The organism is Mycobacterium sp. UM_CSW (assembly GCF_000455205.1).
Lineage (GTDB): Bacteria > Actinomycetota > Actinomycetes > Mycobacteriales > Mycobacteriaceae > Mycobacterium.
The window spans coordinates 59,150-80,838 of the sequence record NZ_AUWQ01000014.1 but is presented as its reverse complement, the minus strand read 5'-3'; the positions used below and the strand labels follow the sequence as shown (position 1 = coordinate 80,838).

The 21,689-nt window shown below is 64.4% G+C and carries 20 protein-coding genes; 7 read left to right on the top strand and 13 right to left on the bottom strand.

The window, feature by feature from the left end; translation table 11 throughout:
- Positions 1-7 precede the first annotated feature (7 nt).
- Both N415_RS06605 and N415_RS06600 read right to left on the bottom strand, forming a co-directional pair.
- Positions 8-1,195, bottom strand: coding sequence for an acyl-CoA dehydrogenase family protein (locus N415_RS06605; protein ID WP_068178546.1), 1,188 nt, complete (start codon positions 1,193-1,195; stop codon positions 8-10).
- Positions 1,195-2,367 (bottom strand): cytochrome P450, encoded by a 1,173-nt coding sequence (locus tag N415_RS06600; RefSeq protein WP_068178543.1) that lies wholly within the window; start codon positions 2,365-2,367, stop codon positions 1,195-1,197. Before N415_RS06600 ends, N415_RS06605 begins: the two co-directional genes overlap by 1 nt.
- 255 nt (positions 2,368-2,622) lie before the next feature.
- Here N415_RS06600 and N415_RS06595 point away from each other — a divergent pair, with 255 nt between their 5' ends.
- Positions 2,623-4,083, top strand: coding sequence for an aldehyde dehydrogenase family protein (locus N415_RS06595; protein WP_068178718.1), 1,461 nt, complete (start codon positions 2,623-2,625; stop codon positions 4,081-4,083).
- Positions 4,080-6,482, top strand: a complete 2,403-nt coding sequence (locus N415_RS06590; protein WP_068178538.1) for a CoA transferase — start codon at positions 4,080-4,082, stop codon at positions 6,480-6,482. The genes N415_RS06595 and N415_RS06590 overlap by 4 nt, the downstream gene beginning before the upstream one ends.
- Here the strand turns inward: N415_RS06590 and N415_RS06585 are convergent.
- The 3 genes from N415_RS06585 to N415_RS06575 all read right to left on the bottom strand — a co-directional run bounded on the left by N415_RS06585 (position 6,479) and on the right by N415_RS06575 (position 8,880).
- Complete coding sequence (locus tag N415_RS06585) at positions 6,479-6,958, bottom strand: MaoC family dehydratase (RefSeq protein WP_068178536.1); 480 nt, start codon at positions 6,956-6,958, stop codon at positions 6,479-6,481. The two genes, N415_RS06590 and N415_RS06585, sit on opposite strands and share 4 nt — an antisense overlap.
- Positions 6,955-8,148 (bottom strand): amidohydrolase family protein, encoded by a 1,194-nt coding sequence (locus tag N415_RS06580; protein ID WP_068178533.1) that lies wholly within the window; start codon positions 8,146-8,148, stop codon positions 6,955-6,957. The genes N415_RS06585 and N415_RS06580 overlap by 4 nt, the downstream gene beginning before the upstream one ends.
- A 102-nt stretch (positions 8,149-8,250) precedes the next feature.
- Entirely contained in the window at positions 8,251-8,880 is a 630-nt protein-coding gene (locus N415_RS06575) for a cysteine hydrolase (protein WP_068178531.1), read from the bottom strand.
- A gap of 50 nt (positions 8,881-8,930) precedes the next feature.
- On the opposite strand from N415_RS06575, the gene N415_RS06570 reads away from it, so the two are divergent.
- Positions 8,931-9,368: a nuclear transport factor 2 family protein gene (locus N415_RS06570; protein ID WP_081665099.1), complete on the top strand. Its 438-nt coding sequence runs from the start codon at positions 8,931-8,933 to the stop codon at positions 9,366-9,368.
- A gap of 6 nt (positions 9,369-9,374) precedes the next feature.
- Here N415_RS06570 and N415_RS06565 read toward each other — a convergent pair whose 3' ends face one another.
- Together N415_RS06565 and N415_RS06560 are read right to left on the bottom strand one after the other, a co-directional pair.
- The gene (locus tag N415_RS06565) at positions 9,375-10,277 is read right to left on the bottom strand and encodes a TIGR03619 family F420-dependent LLM class oxidoreductase (RefSeq protein WP_068178528.1); all 903 of its coding nucleotides are present in this window, start codon (positions 10,275-10,277) and stop codon (positions 9,375-9,377) included.
- Positions 10,274-11,389, bottom strand: a complete 1,116-nt coding sequence (locus N415_RS06560) for an acyl-CoA dehydrogenase family protein (protein ID WP_068178525.1) — start codon at positions 11,387-11,389, stop codon at positions 10,274-10,276. Before N415_RS06560 ends, N415_RS06565 begins: the two co-directional genes overlap by 4 nt.
- A gap of 247 nt (positions 11,390-11,636) precedes the next feature.
- Here N415_RS06560 and N415_RS06555 point away from each other — a divergent pair, with 247 nt between their 5' ends.
- The 4 genes from N415_RS06555 to N415_RS06540 are packed head-to-tail and all read left to right on the top strand — an operon-like array spanning position 11,637 to position 16,561.
- On the top strand, positions 11,637-12,833 hold the full coding sequence (locus tag N415_RS06555) for an amidohydrolase family protein (RefSeq protein ID WP_068178522.1): 1,197 nt from the start codon (positions 11,637-11,639) through the stop codon (positions 12,831-12,833).
- A gap of 7 nt (positions 12,834-12,840) precedes the next feature.
- On the top strand, positions 12,841-13,809 hold the full coding sequence (locus N415_RS06550; protein WP_068178520.1) for an acyl-CoA dehydrogenase family protein: 969 nt from the start codon (positions 12,841-12,843) through the stop codon (positions 13,807-13,809).
- Positions 13,803-15,008 (top strand): acyl-CoA dehydrogenase family protein, encoded by a 1,206-nt coding sequence (locus N415_RS06545; protein ID WP_068178514.1) that lies wholly within the window; start codon positions 13,803-13,805, stop codon positions 15,006-15,008. Before N415_RS06550 ends, N415_RS06545 begins: the two co-directional genes overlap by 7 nt.
- The gene (locus N415_RS06540; protein WP_068178512.1) at positions 15,005-16,561 is read left to right on the top strand and encodes an AMP-binding protein; all 1,557 of its coding nucleotides are present in this window, start codon (positions 15,005-15,007) and stop codon (positions 16,559-16,561) included. The genes N415_RS06545 and N415_RS06540 overlap by 4 nt, the downstream gene beginning before the upstream one ends.
- A gap of 72 nt (positions 16,562-16,633) precedes the next feature.
- On the opposite strand, the gene N415_RS06535 is transcribed toward N415_RS06540, so the two are convergent.
- The 6 genes from N415_RS06535 to N415_RS06510 form a co-directional block, all read right to left on the bottom strand.
- Entirely contained in the window at positions 16,634-17,812 is a 1,179-nt protein-coding gene (locus N415_RS06535; RefSeq protein WP_068178508.1) for an amidohydrolase family protein, read from the bottom strand.
- A 226-nt stretch (positions 17,813-18,038) separates the two neighbouring features.
- On the bottom strand, positions 18,039-18,890 hold the full coding sequence (locus tag N415_RS06530) for a TIGR03619 family F420-dependent LLM class oxidoreductase (protein ID WP_068178504.1): 852 nt from the start codon (positions 18,888-18,890) through the stop codon (positions 18,039-18,041).
- 47 nt (positions 18,891-18,937) lie between these two features.
- Entirely contained in the window at positions 18,938-19,696 is a 759-nt protein-coding gene (locus tag N415_RS06525; protein WP_068178502.1) for an SDR family NAD(P)-dependent oxidoreductase, read from the bottom strand.
- Positions 19,693-20,295, bottom strand: a complete 603-nt coding sequence (locus N415_RS06520; protein WP_068178501.1) for an SDR family oxidoreductase — start codon at positions 20,293-20,295, stop codon at positions 19,693-19,695. Before N415_RS06520 ends, N415_RS06525 begins: the two co-directional genes overlap by 4 nt.
- A gap of 12 nt (positions 20,296-20,307) precedes the next feature.
- Positions 20,308-20,670, bottom strand: a complete 363-nt coding sequence (locus N415_RS06515) for a hypothetical protein (RefSeq protein WP_081665097.1) — start codon at positions 20,668-20,670, stop codon at positions 20,308-20,310.
- A gap of 95 nt (positions 20,671-20,765) precedes the next feature.
- Positions 20,766-21,425, bottom strand: a complete 660-nt coding sequence (locus N415_RS06510) for a hypothetical protein (protein WP_068178706.1) — start codon at positions 21,423-21,425, stop codon at positions 20,766-20,768.
- Positions 21,426-21,689: the final 264 nt, after the last annotated feature.

Below are 21,689 nucleotides of genomic sequence, written 5' to 3'. Positions count from 1 at the left end.
CTTCTTTCTAGGATGCGCTGGCCCGCATGTCGCGGGGTGCGCGGGGCATCCCGAGACCGGCCATGGCGATGATGTCGCGTTGAAGCTCGTTGGCTCCACCGCCGAATGTGTTGATGACCGCCATCCGATATGCGCTCTCCAGCTCGCCCTTGAGGGGAGCCGCCGAGTCCTTACGCACACCGGCCTGCCCGACGATTTCGAGGAGTTCGCGTGCTACCTGTTGGGTGAGTTCGGTGCCGAAAACCTTTGCCGCGGAAGCCTCACCCATGCCAAGCGCCCCGGAGCTCATTGTCGAGTTGACCCGCAGGTTCAGCAGTCGGTAGGCGGCGACTTGCGCTTCCACCCGCGCGAGCGCCTGCTGCACCCACGGCTTGTCGATGACAAACCCGTCGTCGAGCTGCGTCGTCGAGGCCCATTTGAGGGTCTTCGTGAACAACGGCTCCAGCGCGCCGAGGTTGCCCAAGGCGGCGCGTTCCAGGTTGAGCTGGTTTGTCACGAGCGTCCAGCCCTGGTTTTCGCCGAGAACGATCGCACTTTCGGGTACCCGGACGTCGTCGTAGAACGTGTAGTAGGTGGACACTCCCGGCATCGTGTGCAGCGGCTTCCAGGAGAACCCGGGCGAGTCGGTCGGCACGATGAAAAGCGTGATGCCCTTGTGTTTCTTGGCGTTTGGATCGGTGCGGGCAGCCAACCAGATGTAGTCGGCGAACTCGGCGCCGCTGGTGAACATCTTCGAGCCGTTGATCACGAACTCGTCGCCGTCACGAACTGCCGTGGTGCGCAGCGACGCGAGATCGCTTCCCGCACCCGGCTCCGAGTAGCCGATCGCGAAGTCAACAGTTCCCTTGAGAATTGCGGGGAGGAACTTGGTCTTCTGCTCCTCGGTTCCGTACTGAATGAGTGTGGGGCCGACCGTGTTCAGGGTGATCATCGGCAGCGGCGCGTTGACCCGGCGCGCCTCTTCCGAGAAAATGTATTGCTCCAGCGCTGTCAGCCCGCCGCCGCCGTATTCGACGGGCCAGGCGACGCCGAGCAGGCCGGCTTCGCCGAGCGCGCGCCGGCACTCGGCGATCGCGGGGCCTCCCTCGAGCAGGTCGGCAACAGCGGCGCGACGCTCGGGGGTCATGACCGCCTCGAGCCGGGTCCGGTAGTCCTTGCGGAGCTGTTCCTGTTCGGGGGTGTAGTCGAAATCCATCAGCTGCTCGTCCCTAGTCGTACCGGCATGCTCTTGACGCCAGGCGTCATGGTGGCGCGCAGTCTCGTCACGTCTCCGGTGAGTTCGATCGTCGGATACGTCCCCAGGAGGACCTCGAAGAACACCCGGGCCTCCAGCCGCGCCAGCTGTGCACCGAGACAAGCGTGCTCACCGGCACCGAACGCGATGTGCGGGTTGGGGTTACGCGTGATGTCGAAATCTTCGGAGGTGGGGCCGAAGATCTCTTCGTCGCGGTTGGCGGCGCCGTAGAGCATGACGACGGTGTCGCCGGCCTTGATCCGTTGGCCGCGGATCTCCACGTCCTGGGTGGCGCAGCGCGCCATGTGGGTGACCGGGCTGGTGAATCGCAGCATCTCCTCGATGGCGCACGGCAGCAGCGCGGGGTCCGATCGCAGTAGGGCGAACTGATCGGGATGGTCGATCAACGCCAACGTGCCCAGTGCAATGAGGTTGCGGGTGGTCTCGTTGCCTGCGACCAGCAACAGAAACGAGAAGTTCAGCAGGTCCGCATCGCTGAGTTGTTCGCCGTCGACCTCGGCCGCAGCCAAGATGCTCAGCAAGTCGTCCTGCCCACTCACCTCGCCGGAACGGCGAGCTGCGATGAGCTTGGTGAAGTACTCGTACAGCTCGCCGAGTGCAACGAGGTGATCCATCTCGATATCCGGATCGGCGGTTCCCACCGCCGCGTCGGACCACGTCCGGAACTTTTCCCAATCCTCGGTCGGGGCGCCCAACATCTCCGCGATCATGCGGGTCGGGAGGGGCGACGCGATGTCCTCGGCGAACTGCTGGGTCTTCGTCGGGTCGATATTGTCCACGATGCCGCGCACGATCTCCCGCACCTTAGGTTCCAGCAACTGCACCTGGCGGCGGGTGAAGCCGGAGTTGATGAGCTTGCGAAGCTGCCGGTGACGCGGCGGATCGGTGAAGATCAGGTTTCCCTCCTGAACGGGTTCGGGCTGGGCCGGATCCGGGATCGAGATGCCCTTCGTCGAGGTGAAGGTCAACGGCTGGCTGGAGACGTAGCGGATGTCCTCGTACTTCAACAGCGCCCAGAAGTTCGTGACGTCGTTCCAGACGACGGGCGTGGTGTTGCGAAGTTCCCGGTAGATCGGGTAGGGATCGCCGGCGTAGAAGTCCGGTGAGTGCAAAGGAACCGTAGTCGTGGGCACCGTAGGCCTTCCTCGACGTTGAGAGCTGTTCGGACAGATAAAGAAAGAATGTCCGTTTCCAAGGTGTCTACAGTAGAGCCGACTTGTCTGTCAAATACCGGCTATTTGGCTTAAATAAAGGTTGATTGCCGTTGACGGCTTCTTCGGTGCCGTGTACACACAGTCAGAGAGTGTATGTTGTGGCCGCGTCACCGGGCCGTGCCGCGATCAAGCAGTCAGGAAGGCAGGCAGATGATGGCTGGCTCACGGTCTCTCCGGGACTCCTACGGGCATTACATCGACGGCCGATGGGTCGATCCGGACAGCGGGCGCTACGACGTCGTCAACCCCGCGACCGAGACGGTGATCGGTAGCGCGCCGGACGCCAGCGTTGCGCAGGTCCAACAGGCGGTAGCAGCGGCCAGGGCCGCATTCGATTCGGGTCCCTGGCCGGCGGCGGAGCCGGCGGACCGAGCCAGATGCCTGCAACAGCTCAGCGATGCGCTGCTGGCCAACAGCGAGGAGTTCTACGCCCTCGCACAGGCCGAGTGGGGTTGTTCGGCAAACGAGCGCTTGATCCACGTCGAAGGACCGGCATTCATGGTCGGTCACGCTGCCGAGCTCGCGATGGAGCCCGCCGAGGAACCGATGGACGCGTGGGGCGCTGCGGGCACCACGCTGTTGCGCTACGAACCGCTTGGTGTGGTGGCCGCCATGACCCCGTGGAATTTCCCCCACACTATTAACGTGATGAAGCTGGGTGCGGCGCTGGCGGCGGGAAATACGCTCGTGCTCAAGCCATCGCCGTTGACGCCCCTGGCCGGGCTCGCGCTGGCTCGTATCGTCGAGGAGCAAACCGATATCCCCGCCGGTGTCGTCAACGTGGTTACCCCGACCAGCGTCGAGGCCAGCAGGAGCCTGACCCTGGATCCCAGGGTCAATATGGTCAGCTTCACCGGCAGCTCGGCCGTCGGCCGTGACGTGATGGCCGGTGCCGCGACCACGATGAAACGCGTTCTGCTGGAATGCGGTGGCAAGTCCGCGACCGTCCTATTGCCTGACGTCGAGGTCACCGACGAATTGTTGGAGCGGCTGTTGTTCGAAGGATGCACGATGCATGCCGGTCAGGCCTGCATCCTCAACAGCAGGCTGCTGTTGCCCGATGCGCTCCACGACGAAGTAGTGGATCGACTTGCGCAGCTGGCTCGCGGGGTGGTGATCGGCGATCCCACCGACCCGGCGGTAACGATGGGCCCGCTAATCAGCCGTGAGCATCGAGACCGGGTCGGGGGATTCGTCGAACGCGCCGAAGCCGATGGCGCTACCGTAGTCGCCGGGGGAGGCCGCCCGAAGGATCTGAGCCATGGATTCTATTTCGAGCCAACGATACTGACAGACACCTCGCCTGATTCGTATATCGCGCAAGAGGAAGTGTTCGGTCCCGTGCTGACTGTGTTGCGGTATCGCGACGACGATGACGCGGTGGCCATCGCCAACAATTCGGCGTACGGGCTCGGGGGCGCGGTGTGGGGAAGCGACGTCGACCGCGCGGTGGCGATCGCCCGCCGGATCAGGACCGGGCAGGTCTCGATCAACGGGACGATTCCCGGCGATGCGCCGTTCGGCGGCTTCAACCAGAGTGGAATCGGCCGGGAGGGTGGTGTGATGGGATTGCGGGCTTATATGGAGCCCAAGGCCATCGGAGTGCCCGCGTGAACGGGCCCCTTGCGGGTTTGCGTGTTGTTGAGCTGGCCTCCGACATTGCGGGTCCGTACTGCGCCAAGTTGCTCGTCGACCTTGGCGCCGACGTCTGCAAGGTCGAGCCCCCATCGGGTGACCCGTTGCGCCTGTGGGGTCCGTTTCCGTCGGCCGATCCTGATCCGGAACGAAGCGGGCTTTTCGCGTATCTCAACGCCGGAAAGTCCGGCGCCACAGTCAACTTGGCACGTGATAGCGAGCTCGCGGACCTTCACGAGCTCATCGCCCAGGCGGATGTGTTTATCGAAGACCTGGACGCCGGCGCGCCCGAGCGTCGGGACTGGGGTCTGGACGTGGACGCTCTTGGCCGGATCAACCCGGAGCTCGTCGTGGTCAGGATATCGAGCTTCGGTCAGGACGGGCCGCTGCGTGACCGGGTGACGACTCCATTGACCCTGCAGGCGGCTGGGGGCTGGGTCAATGCGCGCGACCCCGGGAGGGCGCCGGTGCAGGCCGGTGCACGGATTCCGGAGTACATAGCCGGCGGGTATGCGGCCTTAGGGGCGCTGACGGCGCTGCGGATCGCCGAGGCCGGAACGAACCGGCCGGTCGAGGTGGACGTCTCGATGTTGGAGACACTCCTGTCGACGCTGCCCTATCCCATGCTGATGGCAGCCCGCCTGAAAAGCCTTGGTTTGCCGACTAATTCGAAGGCGGCACCGATGTTGGGTATCGTGCGTGCCGCGGATGGCTGGATCGGAATCAACTGCCTGACCGGCCAGCACTGGCTCGACGTGTGCGCCATGGTCGGGTTACCCGAGTTCGGCGAGCACCAGATTGCGATCATGCTCGGCGGGCCCGAGCGCGATGAGTTTTTCGCCAAGGCGCAGCCGTTTTTCGATGCGATGACCGTTGCCGACCTGGTCGACCTGAGTCAGGCCATGCGGATACCCGCGGCGCCGGTCACCGAAGGCGATACCGTACTGGACTGTCCGCAGTACGCCGAGCGAGGATTTTTCGTCGAGGTGGTGGCTGACGCATGGCGATTCACCAGACCCGGAGCCCCGTTTCGGTTTTCGAAGACGCCGGTTCCTTCGCCACTTCCTGCCCCGGTCCGCGGAAAAGACTCGCAGGCGGCCTGGAGCGAGCGCGGTGCGCGTCACCGAGACAGCGGCGTCGAGAGGACGCCGGACGTCTTACCCTTCGCCGGATTGAAGGTGTTCGACTTGAGCACCTTCTGGGCGGGGGCATATCTGACGTGCTACCTCGGCGCGTTCGGGGCTGACGTGATCAAGGTCGAATCCATTCAGCGCCCCGACGGCCACCGCTACTCCGGCTCTCTACTCCGTGAGGGGGACGACTGGTATGAGCGCGGACCGCTTTGGCAGGGAACCAATCTCAACAAACGCGACATCACCCTTGACCTCACTTCGACCGCCGGCCGCGAGTTGGCTCTGCGGCTGGCCGCAGAAGCCGATGTGGTGGTGGAGAACTTCTCCCCGCGCGTCGTTGAGCAGTTCGGACTCGATTACGACTCGCTCGCGAAGATCAATCCTGCACTGATTATGGTGCGGATGCCCGGATTCGGGCTGGAGGGGCCGTGGCGAGACTATGTGGGCTGGGCGCTAAACATCGAACAGGTGTCCGGTATGTCGGCCATGACCGGTTACCCAGACGGCCCGCCGTGCAATCTGCAGGGGCCCGCCGATCCGATCGCCGGTGTACACGCGGGCGTGGCGCTGCTGGCCGCGCTCGAGCACAGGCGGTCCACCGGTGAGGGCCAGCTCATCGAGGTCGCGCAGATCGAGGTAGGCGCGGCAGTGACCGCCGAGCCTGTGATCGAGTACTCGCTGACGGGCGCGGTGCGACCACGAGAGGGAAACCGCCACCGCGAATACGCCCAGGGTGTCTATCCGACCAGTATCGCTGGCGAGTGGATCGCGCTGTCGGTGCGTCATGACGCCGATTGGGTTGCAATGCTGGGCGCCCTTGGCCGGGCTGATCTGCGAGGCGACCCGAAATTCGTGACGGCAGAAGCTCGCCGGCATAATCATGACCAGTTCGACGAGATTGTCGCGAGTTGGACGTGCACGCAACCCGCCGAGGAGCTGGTGGCGACGCTTGTCCGGCATGGCGTCCCAGCGGCGCGATTACTTGCAGCCGACGAGATGTATGGGGTCGAGCAGCTCGATGCGCGTGGTTACTATCAGGATCTGGTTCACCCGATTACTGGTCGACAGAGGTTTCCGGGCTGGCCATTTCAGATTTCGCCGGGTCCGGCACACCATCACAGGACCGCAGCTCCGACGCTGGGGCAGCACAACACCGAGGTGCTGGGGGCACTTGGACTTTCCGACGCGGAGATCGCCGCGCTGCGCGATCAACAAGTGATCGGGCAACGCCTGCTCAACGCCTAGCCGTCGTCAACCATCGCTGCGATCGTGTCGACGACGCAAGCCGGTCGGTCGTTTCCCTCGACCTCGACGGTGACACGAACCGTGGCCCGCCCCCCGCGGTCGCTGCGCTCGACCTTGAGTAGCTCGGCTCCGGCCCGGATGCGGGAGTCGACCGGTACCGGCGCGGGGAACCGGAGCTTGTCGGAGCCGTAGTTCACCTGCATCGACAGCCCGGTCACCCGGTAGATCTGTTTTACGAGAACGGGCACCAGCGACAGTGTCAAGTAACCGTGTGCGATGGTCTTGCCGTAGGGACCGGCCGCCGCTTTCTCGGGGTCGACGTGAATCCACTGATGGTCACCGGTCGCCTCGGCGAACAGATCGATCTCCTTTTGGGTGACCCGAAGCCAGTCGCTGTAGCCGAGGTGCTCGCCGACATGCGCCTCGAAATCGGCGATCCCGTCGTACTCCTTCGGAGACGTGGGCGCCTGGGTCATGCCGGAACCTTGAGCCCCAATTGCTCAATCGCGTTGCCGCCCATAATCTTTGCTTTGACGTCGTCCGAGAGGCCGTCCAGCCGGTCGACAAAGCTCAGCGGGTCGCCGATGCCCTCCGGGTGCGGGAAATCGGAACCGAACATCACGTGGTCCTCGCCCATAATCTCGACGATTCCCTTGACGTCGTCTTCGAGGAACGGGTGGATGTAGATGTTGCGTTTGAATACCTCGACGGGATGCTCGTCGAATTCCTTGGGCATGATCTTGTATGCGGTGTTGAGTTGCTCGAGCAGGTTGCGCACCCAGCCGCTCCCGTTCTCCACGCACAGGATCTTCAGGTCCGGGAACCGTGAGAGCGCGCCGTGGCAGATCATCGCTGCCAAAGTGTCCTCAATGGCCCGGTGCCCCATCACGACCTCCCGGAGGGCACTCGGTTTGAAGGACAGGTACTCGTCGCCGCCCTCCCACTCCATGAGGTGTTTCTGGTAGCCGCTGTCCGAGGCGTGCATGGTGACCGGCATGCCGGCGTTGACGACCTCTTCCCAGAACGGGTCGAACTCGGGCAGGCCCATGGACCGCGAACCGCCGAAGCGGCTGGGCACCGGTGCCGGCCGGACCAGGAATGTCTTCATACCGCGCTCGAGGCACCAGTGAAATTCTCTGATGGCTTCGTCCACGATCGGCAGGCAGATGACGGGGGTCGGGAAGATCCGCTCGTGGTAGTTGAACGTCCAGTGTTCATGCATCCACTCGTTGAGCGCGTGGATGATCGCGTGGGTGAGGATGACGTCGTCGGTGGTGCGCTCCTCGATGAGGCTGGCGAGGGTCGGGTACATCACGCACTGGTCCAGGCCCAGCTCATCCATCAGCTCCAGTCGGGGTGCGGGCGCCTGGTATGCGGGGATGACATCCATTGCCTCGCCGACGAACTCGCGGAAGTTGAGGCCTTCGGGATTGTTGCCCAGGAAGTAGTCCTCGGCGCTCCCAGGCCTGGCAACACGCGCGAACGTCGGGTTGGGGATCATGTGGCTGATGTGGTCCTTGACAACCAGTTTGGGCCTGCCGTTGACCTCGACGTAGCCGACCTTTCCGCGGTGCTCCTTCGGGAGGTACTTGGTGAGCGCGTCCGTCGTCTCGTACATGTGGTTGTCGATGTCGAAAACCGGGTACGGCAATGAACGGCGAGACATGGGACTTCCTCCTGAGCAGCGAATATGAGCATTTACGCTAATCGAGAACGACGTTATCACTATTGCTGCACAACATCCACATCGTGTGGCGCGAGCGACAGGTCAAACCGCTGCATTCCACACGTCGATAACCGCACTTGACGGGGTCACCGTGGCGAGCAGGGACAGGGTGTTGTCGATGATCAAATCGGCATACTCCCGCGGGTACCCACTGACCGCATCACGCGGTAGGACGAACTGATAGCCACGGTTTACCGCATCCATGACGAAGTTGGTGATGGCGATATTAACTGACACACCCACTCCGACAATGGTTTTTATCCCTAGATTGCGCAGCACCGAGTCCAGATCGGTGCCGCACATCGGGCCGACGCCGTGGATGCGAGTGAGGACGAGGTCGGAGTCGAGCGGGCCCAATTCCGGGAGTACGGAGGCACCCGCGCTGCCGGGCGTGAGGTCGACGGTGAAGGATTTCCCCGCCGCGAACAATCGGCCGTTCGTATTCGAGCCACGACCGTCGGCGCGCCGCTGTATCAGGCAATGCACGACCGTCACACCGGCCGCCCTGGCGGCGTCGAGCAGCTTCGCGATGTTGGGGATGGCTTCGCGGCGGGCCTCTTCGGCGAGCAGGGGAAGGCCGGCCTGCGGCCCTATAACGCCGCCCTGACACTCCTGGGTCACGAGGGCGGTGGTATCCGGAGTGAGCAGTTCCGTCAGCGTTGGTTGCGGCATGAGAATACACGTTATCGTGTGTGACGATTCAATTTCCACGAGGAGGCCCGATGCAGGCGTGGGAGCTCGAGGTGCGGGAGTCGGTACGCCAGACCCTGGCCGACTACACCGCGGCCACGGACCGATTCGATCTGCGGGCGTTGGCGGACTGCTTCAGCGACGACGGCATCTTGGAGTTCACCGGAGGCGCGCAACCGCTCACGGGACCCGCAGAAATCGAGGCCGGTTTGAGCGCCGCGGTAACCCAGCCTTCGAGCTCGGGGCGGCGAGCACCGACGCACGTCCGGCACCACGTTTCCAGCATCCGCTTCGGTGCGGTCGCTCGCGACCGCGTCGAGGTCAGCAGTTACTTCGCCGTCCACACTGACATCGGCCTTGACCATTGGGGCCGTTACCGCGACGTGCTGGTCCCCGTGAGCGGCCGCTGGTTGTTCGCGCATCGCCGCATCAACGTGGATGCATTCGCGGCCGGCAGCCTGATGGCATGAGGCCAATCAGGCGGCGATGAATTCCTTGGCGAAGGCCCGGGACCGGTCGATGACCTCGGCGCGGTCGGCGCCCGCCGGTGCGATGGTCAGCCAGGTGACCCCCGCCGCCTCCAGTCGCGCGATGGTCGCGTGACGCTCGTCGTTTGACCTGTTGTCGTCCAACAGGTTTCCGGCGGAGAAGCAGATGTCCAGCGGTTCCGTGCGGCCGATTTCGGCCGCGTATTGCTTGGCCCAGTCGATGGCGAGCTCCAACTCGTCGATCGTCGAGATCTCCGCCGTGCGCGACGCCGCGGCGTAGCCGAAGGTATTGAACGGCGCCCACCCCTGAGCGCGAGACACCGCTCGGCGGACCGCAGGCTTGCTGTTGCCGCCGACCCACACCGCTGGCGGAGTGGCGGGCAGTGGGCGCAGCCGGACCCCTCGTGCGGCGAACGACGTACCTTCGTAGGCAATGTCTTCACCGGTGAGTACCTTGTCGAGGACGTCGAGCGCCTCGTCGAGCAGAGCGCCACGGTTTTCGAAATCGATTCCGAGGGCCCTGAATTCGGGCTTCAGGTATCCCGCGGCGGTCCCGAGGATGAGCCGCCCCTTCGACAGTGCGGCGAGGCTTTGGATCGACTTCGCACCCAGGAACGGGTTGCGGTACGCGGCGATGTAGACATTGGTCAGCAACTTGACGTCGGTGGTTGCGGCCGCCGCGAAGGCCAAGGCGACGAACGGATCAAGGGCGTGATGTCCGCCGTGGTCGAGCCATTTCGCGTCCGGCGCGGGGTGATCGGTCACGTGGACCGCCGCGAATCCGCTTGCCTCGGCCACACGTGCGATATCGGCGATCGCGTCCGCGGTCACGAACTCGTCGACCGCCTCGACGCGTTGGGTGGGCAGTTCGAGAGAGAAGCAAACTGTCACGAGGGTCCTTTCATTCCGGAGACGAGTGTGGCCAGGCGTTGAGCGTGGTAGTCGGGGTCGCCGAACATCAATTGGCTGGCTTTGGCGCGCCGTACGAACAGGTGGGCATCGTGTTCCCAGGTGAACCCGATGCCGCCGTGGATGCGCATGTTGTCGAGCGCAACCTGCAGGAAGGCTTCCGAACAGACCATTTTCGCGACGGACGCCGCTGTCGGCAGGTCATCGGTGCCAGCCGCGTCCGCCGCATGTTCCTCGGCCGAACGAGCACCTTCGACCTGGACCAGCATGTCGGCGCACCGATGCTTGATCGCCTGGAAGCTGCCGATCGGCCGGCCGAACTGAATCCGGTTCTTGGCGTAGTCGACGGCCATGTCGAGGCAGCGCTGGGCGGCGCCGACCTGTTCGGCGGCCAGCGCCACGACGGCGAGGTCCGCGGCACGCGCCAGAAACCCCGCGGCCGCGCCGTCCGCTCCGATCAACCCCGCTGGTGCCCCGTCGAACCCCAGGTGGGCCACCTTGCGGGTGCGGTCGAGGCCGGCCAGTGGTGTGCGGCGGACCGCCTCTGCGCCGGCGCGGATCGCCAGCAGCGAGATGCCGGCGTCGGTGCTGGCCGCGACGAGGATGACGTCCGCGGTATGACCATCGATCACGAGCGGTGCCTCCCCGTGGATCCGGTACGCGGCACCGTGGCGCTCGGCCCGCAATGTCACGGCGGCGGGGTCCCAGGCGTCGAGTTGGCCGTTGAGGATCAGCGTCGCGGTGGCAGAGCCGTCAACGAGCCCGGGGACGAACTCTTCGGCCGCCGCCTCGTCGCCGCTGGCGAGAATGGCCTGTGTCGCCAGAGCCACGGTGGCGAAGAACGGGGAGCAAAGCAGCGCGCGCCCCATTTCCTCGAAGACCACGGCGAGTTCGGCCATGCCGGCACCCGCGCCGCCCCACTGCTCGGGAACACCGATGCCGTGCAGGCCTAGCTCGCTGGCCATCTGACGCCACGACGCCTCGTCGTGGCCGGTGTCGGTCGCCATCAGCTTGCGCACGGTCTCGCTGGGAGATGTGGCAGTCAGGTAGTCGCGTACCACGCCGCGGATCTCGTCGGCCTCACTCGTGGGCACGCGCGGCCCCCGGACTCGGTCGTGTCGCGAAATCGGGGCGAATCCTCGAGCTCAGCGCCGCCTGCCCGATCCTGTTGTCCGCCAGCGATTGTGAAGGTGCCATGTCTCCTCTGTGCCGTCGCGGCCGAGCCGGCGCCGCGTGCTGCTCAGGCGCCTCGGCCATCCAGCCCGGGATAGCCATTGCCGCATCAGGATAGTATGTTTTCTGGAAATAGAGAATTTACATTCTCGCTTAAGGAGCAACGCGGTGACGACCAAACTCGATTACGGCATCTTTGACTGCGACACCCACTGCTACGAGACGCGGGACGCGTTCACCCGTTATCTGCCGGAGAAGTTCAGGGACCGGGCGATCACCACTGTGCGCGGGGCGGACGGCGTCGAGGTGATCCTTGCCGGGCATCGCGTCGCCACCTTCAACAGCGAGGGTGGTCTGGGTCTCGACGTCGCTTACCGGCCCGGCTCGCTCAAGGAGATGCTCAAGCAGATGGGATCGGGCAACCCCGAGGAGTCCTACGAGCCGCAGCCCATGCAACCGGAATTCATCGAGCGTGCGGCGCGCCTGGCCGTCATGGCGGACCAGAACATCGAGCGCATGGTCATCTATCCAAGCGGCATGGCGCTGGCCGCCGAGCACTATGTCGACGACACAGCGGCACTGTATGCGAATCTCCGCTCGTTCAACCGTTGGTTCGATGAGGAGTGGAGCTTCAACTACGAAGACAAAATCTACGCCACAGCGCTAATGTCGTTGCGCGACTTGGATTCTGCGATCGCAGAGACCGAGGCGATCATCGCGCAGGGGGCGAAGTTCGTGCTACTGCCGACCGGGCCGGCCTATGGCCGGTCGCCCGGCGACCCGTACTTCGACCCCGTTTATGCACGCCTGCAGGAGGCCGGCTGCGTCCTGGTGTTCCACATCATGCCGTTCTGGTACTTCGATGCGATCTCGCCCGCGTGGGGACAGAACCGCGACCCGGCCTCGTGGCACATGTCGGCGTGGCAGTGGATGAACATCTATGGGCAGCGCCCGATCGAGGAGACGTTGTCCGCGCTCATCTTCGACAACCTGTTCGGTCGCTTCCCGGGCCTGAACGTCCTGGTCGCCGAGCACGGGGCGGAATGGGTGCCGTTCTTCGTCCGGCACATGGACAAGAGTCGCGGCATGGGCCGCAACGGCCCGTGGATCGGCGGAAAGCTCACGGAGCGGCCCTCGGCAATCTTCCGCCGCCATGTTCGCGTCGTGCCGTACCCCGAGGACGACATCCCGGCGATCGTCGCGGGCCTGGGTTACGACGACTGCCTGGTGATGGGCTCGGATTACCCGCACGCGGAAGGCCTGGCCGTGCCGGCCGAGTTCGCCAAGCTACTCGATCCGCTCGACGACGCCACCAAGCGGCGGATCATGCGCGACAACGCCGACCAGCTGCTCTCCCGCAGCTAACAACGGCATGACAGACCCGGACTCATCCGCCGTCGAGCTCGACCTGTTGAGAGCGTCGGCGCGCCAGTTCTTGGCCGAGCGCGGGGAGAGGGAAACGGTCAAGGACCTTGCGGCGATGGACTGGACGGGGCTGCTCGTCGACGAGGCCATGGGCGGCACGGGCTGGCGTCCGGTCGAGGCGTGCGTCGTGGCCGAGGAACTCGGGCGAGCGCAGGACGCGTCGACGTGGTTCGGAACCACGCTGGGCGCAGCGGCGCTTGCCTGCGCACCCAAGGAGGCCAGGGAACAATTGCTGCCCGGCTTGCTCGACGGCACCGTGGCCGCGGGCTTCGCCGTCCTCGACGAGACCGCACGGGTCATCCGCGGCGATGCGGTTGACATCGTCCTTCTGCTGGGACGCAACGGAATTCACCTGCTGCGTGACCTGGATCGCGACCGGTTCGAGCTGGACGCAGACCTGCTGGACGTCACCAGGACGGTATGGCGCTTCGACGTGACGGACGCGCCCGGCACCTTGATCGGATCTCCCGAACGGGCCGACCAGTTGGTCGCCGTGGCCCGGCTGCTGGTTGCCGCCGATTCCGTGGGAGCCGTGTCGATGACCCTTGAACGGTTGACCGCTTACCTCAAGGAGCGCGTCGCGTTCGGTGCGCCAATTGCGAGCTTTCAAGCGATTCAGCACCGGCTCGTCGAGTTACTTGTCTTCGAGGTCAAAGCGCGCGCCGTCGTCATGCGGGCGGCGCGGGCAATCGCGTCAGCCGACGAACGGGCGACCGTGCTGACGGCGGCGGCGCACGCGTTCGTAGCTGCGAACGCCACCGCGGCCATCGACGAATGCATGCAACTGTCCGGCGGCATCGGCTTCACCTGGGAGTATCCGCTGCATTACGAGCTGCGTCGTGTCTTCACCAACGGCCATCTGATCGGCACGGCGCGCTCGAGTCGGGCACTCGTGGCGGAGGTGTCGGGTTGGTAAGCGTCGTCGGGAACCGGCCCACAGATGCGCAGCTGGCCGAATTCAGGCAGCGGGTCAGGGCACACATCGCCGAACATGCGCCCGCGATCGAAGCGCGCGAAGGTCACCGGGCGCCCGAGACCGCCGAGCAGGAGGCCCAGCTGCGCGCGTGGTTCGCCGGCCTGTTCGAGGCCGGGTTCGCCGGTGCGGACTGGCCGGCCGAGTACGGCGGTCGCGACGACCACCACCCGCTGCACGATCGCATCGTCAGCGAGGAGATCCTGCGCGCCCGCGCGCCACGGCCCGTCGACCAGGTCAACCTGGCCGCGCACGTCTTGTTGCACTTCGGATCCGAAGAACAGAAGCGAAGGCTGCTGCCGCCGATCCGGCGCAGCGAGCACGTTTGGTGCCAACTGCTCAGCGAACCCGACGCGGGCAGCGACATCGCTGCCGTGCGCAGCCGCGGCGTGCGACAAGCCGACGGCGGCTGGGTCATCGACGGGCAAAAGACCTGGATCACGGACGGGCACTGGGCCGACATGGGCCTCGCCCTGATCCGCACCGACCCGGCGTCGACGCGCCACCACGGCCTGTCGGTCTTCACCGTGCCGCTCTCGGCGGACGGTGTCGAAGTTCGCCCGATCCGCACGATCGGCGACGCGATCGAGGTCAATGAGGTCTTCCTGACCGGAGTCAGGCTTGGTGCGGAGAGTCTGATCGGCGAGGCGGGCCAGGGTTGGTCGATCATCATGGCCGGCCTGGACTTTGAACGATTCGGCATCGGCGGCAACGTCATCTTGCTCGAACTCTTGATCGATGATCTGGTTACCGTGGCCCGCCACGCGCTCATCGACGGCGTGCCGGCGTTGGACTCCGCCGATATCCGTCAGCAGGTGGCCGAGTTGGCCGTCGAGGCCGAGGTGGCCAAGGCGTTCATCGACGACCATGTGGAGCGGCTGACGTCCGGTGAGGAACGACCGGGCGACGGCTCGATCGCGAAGTTGAGCTTCGCCGAGACATATCACCGAATCGCGGCCTATGGTGCTGAGCTGGCCGCGTCGGCGGTTGCCGTGGGGGCTGCCAAGCCTGATGTGGAACAGGCCCGACAACGCTTGCGGGAATGCTGGCTGTGGTCTCGGGCCTACACGATATCCGGTGGCAGTTCGGAAATGATGCGCAACATTTTGGCCAAGCGCCGTCTGCGCTTGCCGAGCCGATGACCGCACTCCCAGCCGCGCAGACCTACTGGTCCCTCGTCGAAACGGCGGCGCGGGAGCATCCGGATCGAGTGGTCCTCGTCGACGACTACGGGCGCACCCTGTCGTGCGGACAGCTTTGCGAATCCGCCCTGACGTGTGCAGCGGCACTGGCGCATAGGGGAATTGGTGCGGGGACGGTGGTGTCCTGGCAACTGCCGACGACGCTGGAGACGATGGTCGTCATGGTGGCGCTGGCGCGCCTTGGTGCCGTCCAAAACCCAGTTCTGCCGATATGGCGGGAGAGTGAACTGCGTTTTATGACAACGCAACTCGGAACCGATGTCATCATTGTTCCCGGCGTGTGGCGCAATTTCGACCACACCGCTCTCGCGCATAAGGTCAACCGTGACCAGTCCATGTCTGTGGTGGTCATCGACCACGATGCACCCATCGCCGGTGCACTTCGACTGCCTGAAGGTGATCCGGCGACACTGCCTCCACCGCCGCAGTCCGCTGAGGACCCGCGCTGGATCTACTACTCGTCGGGCACCACGGCGGCCCCGAAAGGCGCGCGACACTGCGACCGCTCGGTCATCGCCGGCTCGGCAAGCGTCGTCGGCATCGTCGGCGCCTCCAGTAGCGACGTCAACCCGATCGCTTTTCCCGTGTCGCACATCGGGGGAGCGGCCATGCTCGCTGCCGGCCTGCGCACCGGCATGCGATTGGTGCTGTTCGACGCGTTCGATGCCGTTGAGACCCCCTTCGCCATCGCTGCGCACCGCCCGACATTGTTGGGCAGTGCCACCCCGTTTTTCGTCGCCTTCATGGCGGCGCAGGCCAAGCACGGCGACGAACCGCTCTATCCGGATCTGCGTGGCTGCGTCGGCGGTGGTGCGCCCATCACCGCGGAGCTGGGCCATCAAGTGCGGCAGGTCTTTTCGGTCGACGGTGTGGCCAATTCCTGGGGCCTGACCGAATTTCCGGTCGCTACTGCTCAAGCGCCAAACGGCCCCCCGGAACTGCTGGACCACACCGTGGGCAAGCCCGTGCCAGGCGTATCGGTGCGAGTGGTCGACGAATCCGAGCGGCAGGTTATGCCCGGGGAGGAGGGGGAGCTGCGGCTCAAGGGCCCGCAATGCTTCCTCGGGTACGTCGATGCCTCCTTGGATGCCCAAGCGTTCGACGCCGAGGGGTGGTTTCGCACAGGCGATCTGGGACGCATCGACGACGAGGGCAACGTCGTCGTCACGGGGCGCATCAAGGATGCGATCATCCGCAACGCGGAGAACATCTCGGCACTCGAGATCGAGGGCGTGTTGGCGAGCCACCCTGCGGTGGCCGACGTCGCGGTCATCGGCGTGCCCGATGAGCGCACCGGGGAACGGGTGTGCGCTGTCGTCGTCGCGCGTCCGGGCGCGGCGGTGACGCTCTCCTCGGTGTTCGAACATTGCCAGGCCCGAGGGCTGAGCAAGCACAAGACGCCCGAACGACTCGAAATCGTCGATGCGCTGCCCCGCAACCTCACCGGCAAGGTGCTCAAGACCGAACTAAGGACGCGGTTCGGGAGCCGATGACTCGAGACCACCGACCAAACCGAAAAGGCGCATAGCGGAATTGTGGTTGACCCACCTGATTACGGATCTTGTCTAGACCCCGATCAGCTCCTTGAGGTTGCCGCCCATGACTCGTGCTGCGGTGGTCGCCGGGAGGTTTTCGAGCTCTTTGACGAAGTCCGCGGGCGTCGCCAACCCCTCGGGATGCGGGTAGTCCGAGCCGAACATCACCCGATCCGCACCGAGAATGTCGATGAGGTGGGACATGTCCTCCTCGTGGAACGGGTTCACCCACACGTGCCTGCGGAACACATCGCACGGGTGCTCGCTGAATTCGCGCGGTTTCTTGCGGTACACCCGGTCGAACGCATCCATCAGACGATTCGCCCAAGACCCGCCGTTCTCGACCACGCCGATGCGCAGGCCCGGAAACCGCTCGAACACTCCGTGCGCGATAAACGCCGCCAGCGTGTCGAAGATGTGGCGGCTCTCCTCATAGATGAAGCCACGAAACTTCGTCAGCTGGAAGCCCTGGAACTCGTTACCGCCCTCCCAGTCTGAGAGATAGCGGTCGTAACCGGAGTCGGAGTTGTGCATCTGGACCGAGATACCCGATGACTCAATCAGCCGCCAGAAGTCGTCGAACTCGGGTAGCGCCGGCGAGCGGGACGTTCCGTCTTCCCGCGGTACGGGCGCCGGTCGGATCAGCACCGTCTTCGCCCCGTTTTCCAGGCACCACTGGAGTTCTGCGACGCCCTTCGCAGGATCGTTCAGTGAGATCGCCGGAACCGCGAAGATGCGGTCCTTGAAGTTGAACGTCCAGTCGTCAAGCAGCCAGCGGTTGAAGGCGTGGGTAACCGCATGGGTGAGTTCCGCGTCACCCTTGGTCCGTTCCTCGAGCATGCCCGCCGTGGTCGGGAACATCAGTGCGCCGTCAATGCCCTGGCGGTCCATCAACGCCAGGCGCAGGTCGGGTCGCCGGAATTCGTCGGGACAGCGGATCGGCTCGGCAAGCTCCCGCAGCGTCTTACCCTCCGGGTTTATCCCGCGGTAGTAGTCGGCCCACGCGCCGGGAGTGGGAATCACCTCGTAGGTGGGGTTGGGAATGGTCTCGGTGATGACGCCGAGGATCTGCAGCTTTTTGCGACCGTTGACGTCGACGAACTGCAATGCTTCGGAGTATCTCTCCGGCAGATAGCGCGTGTAGGCGTCGATCGTCTCGTACATGTGGTTGTCGGCGTCCCAAAGCTCGAACGCACGGGGCTCGGTCATGTCGTTCCTTTCCGCGAAGCAGTCGAGATCGCCGAAAGGCTGCTCGCAGATCCTGCGCCATGTGCATGGCATACCGCGCGAACGGCAATCGGCAACGCCACTATCACAAATCGAGAGTAGACGTTCTCGAACCAATACTGTCCGAAACCGTCGCGGACGGCAAGATTCCTTCGCAGGCATGATTGGTCCGGTGAAACGGATCCGACTGATGCCTGGAGGCTACGATTCACCCGTTCGACACGGCCGCGATCTCCGCGAAGCGGTTGATGATGAGGTGCGGCTCGTCGTCGGGTAAGAGTACTTGCAGATGATCGATACCCAGTCGACGGCAGGCGTCGTATGACTCTGAGAACGACCGGCTATCCGAATACGTGGTAGCCGCGACTTTGTACAAGCTCGCGAGCGGCCTGCCGTGTGCTTCCGCCAGACGCTCCAGCTTCGAGATGAGTTCGGCCAGCCGACCCGAGGACGTCGGCGCGGAAATCCACCCGTCCCCGATCCGCGCCGCGCGGTCGAGCGCCGTCTCGGAGTGCCCGCCCACCAGGATCGGGACAGGGCGCTGAGCGGGCTGCGGCCGCGGATCCATCGGTGCGAAATCATAGAACTGCCCGTGGAATTCGACATAGGGATCGTTCGCGCACCAAAGTGTGCGCAGCAGCGCAACATGCTCCTCGCTGCGAGCACCGCGGCGGTCCCAGGGCACACCCATCGCCGTGGCCTCCTCGCGCAACCATCCGGCGCCGACACCGTAGATCAAGCGACCACCGGAAAATGCGTCCAGCGTCGCGAGCTGCCTGGCATTGGCAATCGGATTGCGCAACGGAAGTACAGCGACCGAGGTGCCCAGGCCGATCGTGGTGGTCTGGCCCGCCACCCAGGACAGGGTCGTCATCATCTCGAAGTTGGGCGCGAGGTTGTCCGACAGCCAACCGTCGGCCACCGGGGTGGGTTGCCGGCCGAGCACGTACAGCGAAGTGACGTGGTAGGGCAACACCAGGTGGTCGACGGCCCAGAGCCGGGAAAACCCGTGTCCTTCGGCTTCCTGGGCGAAATCCCTGATGAACGACGGTGATGCCAAGGGGCCAGTGTGTGGAAGGACGAGTCCCATCTCCATGCCGCTGGCTCCTACAGGTTGGTGTAATGGCCGCCGTCGACCCCTATCGTCTGACCGGTGAGGTAACGGGCGCGTGGGCCTACGAGGAAAGTAACCGCCGCACCGACGTCGCTCTCCGGATCGCCGATGCGGCCCAGCGGGATTCGCCGCGCGAGCCGCTCCTCCATGGCGGGTTCAGCTTCGATGGCCGCAGTCATCGCGGGTGAATAGGCAAGCGGCGAAATCACGTTGACGGTGATTCCGTGCGGACCCCATTCGCGAGCCAGGCTTTTGGCGAAGCCCCGCAGCGCTCCTTTCATCGTGGCGTACAGCGGTAGCGTGGCGCTGCCCTCGATACCGGCGGGCGAGGTCATGACCAAGAATGTTCCTGTCCGTTCGCGGAGCGGCTCGAAGGCGGCGCTCGCGCAGTGATAGGCACCGGCCACTGACACGCCGATGTGGTCCCGCCACAATGCGTCATCGACATCTTCGAGCCGGTGCGGCTGGCTGGACGCGTTGCTTGTGGCGTTGTGTACCAACGCATCCAGACGTCCGGTGTCACTAACCGCCGCGTTGACGGCACCGACGACCGACTGCGGGACGGTGACATCGCAGCGGACCCAGCTGGCCCGATAACCACTTTCGACGAGGTCGGCGGCGACGAGGCGCCCGTTTTCCGATCGGGTGGCGACAAAGACGTGCGCGCCGTCAAGAGCGAGGGCGCGCGCTATGCCGCGGCCCAAACCCGCGCCGGCTCCGGTAACCAACACGGTGTAACCGTCAAGCGTCATGGCAGCATCACCGCCCCGCCGTCGACGATGACGGTCTCGCCTACCAGGCCCGTGACCTCACGCTTGAGCAGGAATCGTGTCGTCTCCACTATCGACTCGACAAGCTTGTCATTGTCGTCAATCGCAGGCGCAGTTATGTGGTTGGCCGATGCACTGAGGTTGGGCGCGAAAAGATGAAGCGGGGCGGCAATCATGTTGACGATGACGTTTTGAGACGCCCATTGACGAGCGGCGGACTTGGTCATAGCGCGGATGCCCTCGAGTGCAGTGGTGCACGCGACGAGGTATGGCCCTCCCGTCATCCCGATGGTTGGCAATACCAAAACAATTCGTCCTCCTGCGTTGCGCATCGAAACGTATGAGCGCTGCAGCGCACTGAGCACTTGTCGCATTGGTTGCTCCGCAAACCGGTGCCAGTCGGTCGGGTTCAAAGTGTTGAAACTTGTTGGCTCGAGCACCGGATCAACGCCGAGCACGATGACGACCTCGCCGGATTGCGGCCGGGTCGATTCGTCGAGATCGTGTACGACCGATTTGAGGCTGGCCGCGATAGCCGATGAGATGGCATCGCTGCGTCCGATGACGTGCGGAGCTGTCATTTTCGCGTCGAACTACTGTTTCGCGGTCGGCGATGCCTTGGCCTGTCGTGCAATTCGCTCATCGTGAATCCTCACGAGCTCGCGGAAGCCGATCCGGTCGTACCGGGGGCGAGGCTGCACGCCCCAGTCGTCTTTTGCGGTGTGCTGACCCGCGGCTTCGGGCGCACCGCCGAACGGCGGTCCGCCGAGGGGATAGGGCTGGGTGCACTCGAGTGCGTCGTTCGAGTAACGCACTTTGAGTAATTCGCTGCAGATCTCGGTCAGCGACAGCGTGGGCCACCCGTACCAGACGGCGATCACCGGTACGGTGAGCGATCCCTCGATCACCAATCCGAACAGGCAGACGAACAGTCCTCGCTTGAGCCAGTTGTGCATCCGTGCCCACGTCGGTGTCGTACCGGCAGGCAGTGACTCAGCTGACGCGCTCTCGTCCAGCGTTGATTCAGGCACGATGTTCCTTTCGGATCGGCTTAGTCGGAGAAGATCTCCCGATTCACGGTGTGCAGGTAGGGAATGGCGAGGAACGGTGTGATGTAAAAGACGTTGAACGCCCACCAGGCCAGCACCGGAAAGCCGACCGCCGCATAGCGGACGTCGGCGTACAACGTCATGTTGAAGATGTAGCCCGTCCACACGATTACGCCGAACCAGCAAGTGACGATCGTCCACTGGTGGCCCCAGCGCTTCATTTGGAGAAGTCCGATCGCTGCGGCCATCCGCATCGGAAAGGCGATGAGCACGCAGACCAGAACCCAAGCTTTCTCGCCTGGCGCACTGGCACCGCCGATCCACAGTTCGTTGTAGTGCCAGAAATAACCGGCATCCATCAGGTTTCCCCATGCGGTGAAAACGGTGCGGGTGATCAGCGCGTGGTTTGCGAACAGGTCGAGTGCCCAGCCGATGCTGTTCAAGGCCGCGTCCAAGATGATGACGTAGCCGATGAGCGTGACCATCAACGGACGCACCGATAGGCCGCCGCGTTGGGCATTGCGCAAAAGGAACAAGCCGCGCAGGAAGATGGGGAGTCCAACGACGCCGAGGACCAAGGTACCCATTAGGGCCGTGCCCACTATCAGCCAACGGTCGGCTTGTCGTTGGGCCTGACGACTTCGAAGTTGATGCTCGTCCAGAGTCGATGAAGGCGCGTCGGATTCACCGTTCCCGCGGTGCGCTATCACAGAGGGCAATCTCATCGGCCTACCAATCCCTGGTCAGCAACATCGAGAGCTGGATGAAGAACATCGTCAGGAGCAGGCCGTAAATCCAGACCTGGAAGACGATGAGCCCGCGTCTACGTCGGCGATCCTGATCGTCCACTGCGGTGGGTCCTCTCTTAATCTTTTCCAACCGGTGACGCCTGCCCACGACGAGTTGCGATCCTCGGCTAGGAGCGC

What these genes read in the sequence shown, in the direction of transcription:
- N415_RS06540 (WP_068178512.1), top strand. Translation starts at nt 15,005, where the DNA reads ATGACCGCACTCCCAGCCGCGCAGACCTACTGGTCCCTCGTCGAAACG.
- N415_RS06520 (WP_068178501.1), bottom strand. Translation starts at nt 20,295, where the DNA reads ATGACAGCTCCGCACGTCATCGGACGCAGCGATGCCATCTCATCGGCT.
- N415_RS06570 (WP_081665099.1), top strand. Translation starts at nt 8,931, where the DNA reads ATGCAGGCGTGGGAGCTCGAGGTGCGGGAGTCGGTACGCCAGACCCTG.
- N415_RS06575 (WP_068178531.1), bottom strand. Translation starts at nt 8,880, where the DNA reads ATGCCGCAACCAACGCTGACGGAACTGCTCACTCCGGATACCACCGCC.
- N415_RS06580 (WP_068178533.1), bottom strand. Translation starts at nt 8,148, where the DNA reads ATGTCTCGCCGTTCATTGCCGTACCCGGTTTTCGACATCGACAACCAC.
- N415_RS06585 (WP_068178536.1), bottom strand. Translation starts at nt 6,958, where the DNA reads ATGACCCAGGCGCCCACGTCTCCGAAGGAGTACGACGGGATCGCCGAT.
- N415_RS06535 (WP_068178508.1), bottom strand. Translation starts at nt 17,812, where the DNA reads ATGACCGAGCCCCGTGCGTTCGAGCTTTGGGACGCCGACAACCACATG.
- N415_RS06525 (WP_068178502.1), bottom strand. Translation starts at nt 19,696, where the DNA reads ATGACGCTTGACGGTTACACCGTGTTGGTTACCGGAGCCGGCGCGGGT.
- N415_RS06595 (WP_068178718.1), top strand. Translation starts at nt 2,623, where the DNA reads ATGGCTGGCTCACGGTCTCTCCGGGACTCCTACGGGCATTACATCGAC.
- N415_RS06550 (WP_068178520.1), top strand. Translation starts at nt 12,841, where the DNA reads ATGACAGACCCGGACTCATCCGCCGTCGAGCTCGACCTGTTGAGAGCG.
- N415_RS06605 (WP_068178546.1), bottom strand. Translation starts at nt 1,195, where the DNA reads ATGGATTTCGACTACACCCCCGAACAGGAACAGCTCCGCAAGGACTAC.
- N415_RS06515 (WP_081665097.1), bottom strand. Translation starts at nt 20,670, where the DNA reads ATGCACAACTGGCTCAAGCGAGGACTGTTCGTCTGCCTGTTCGGATTG.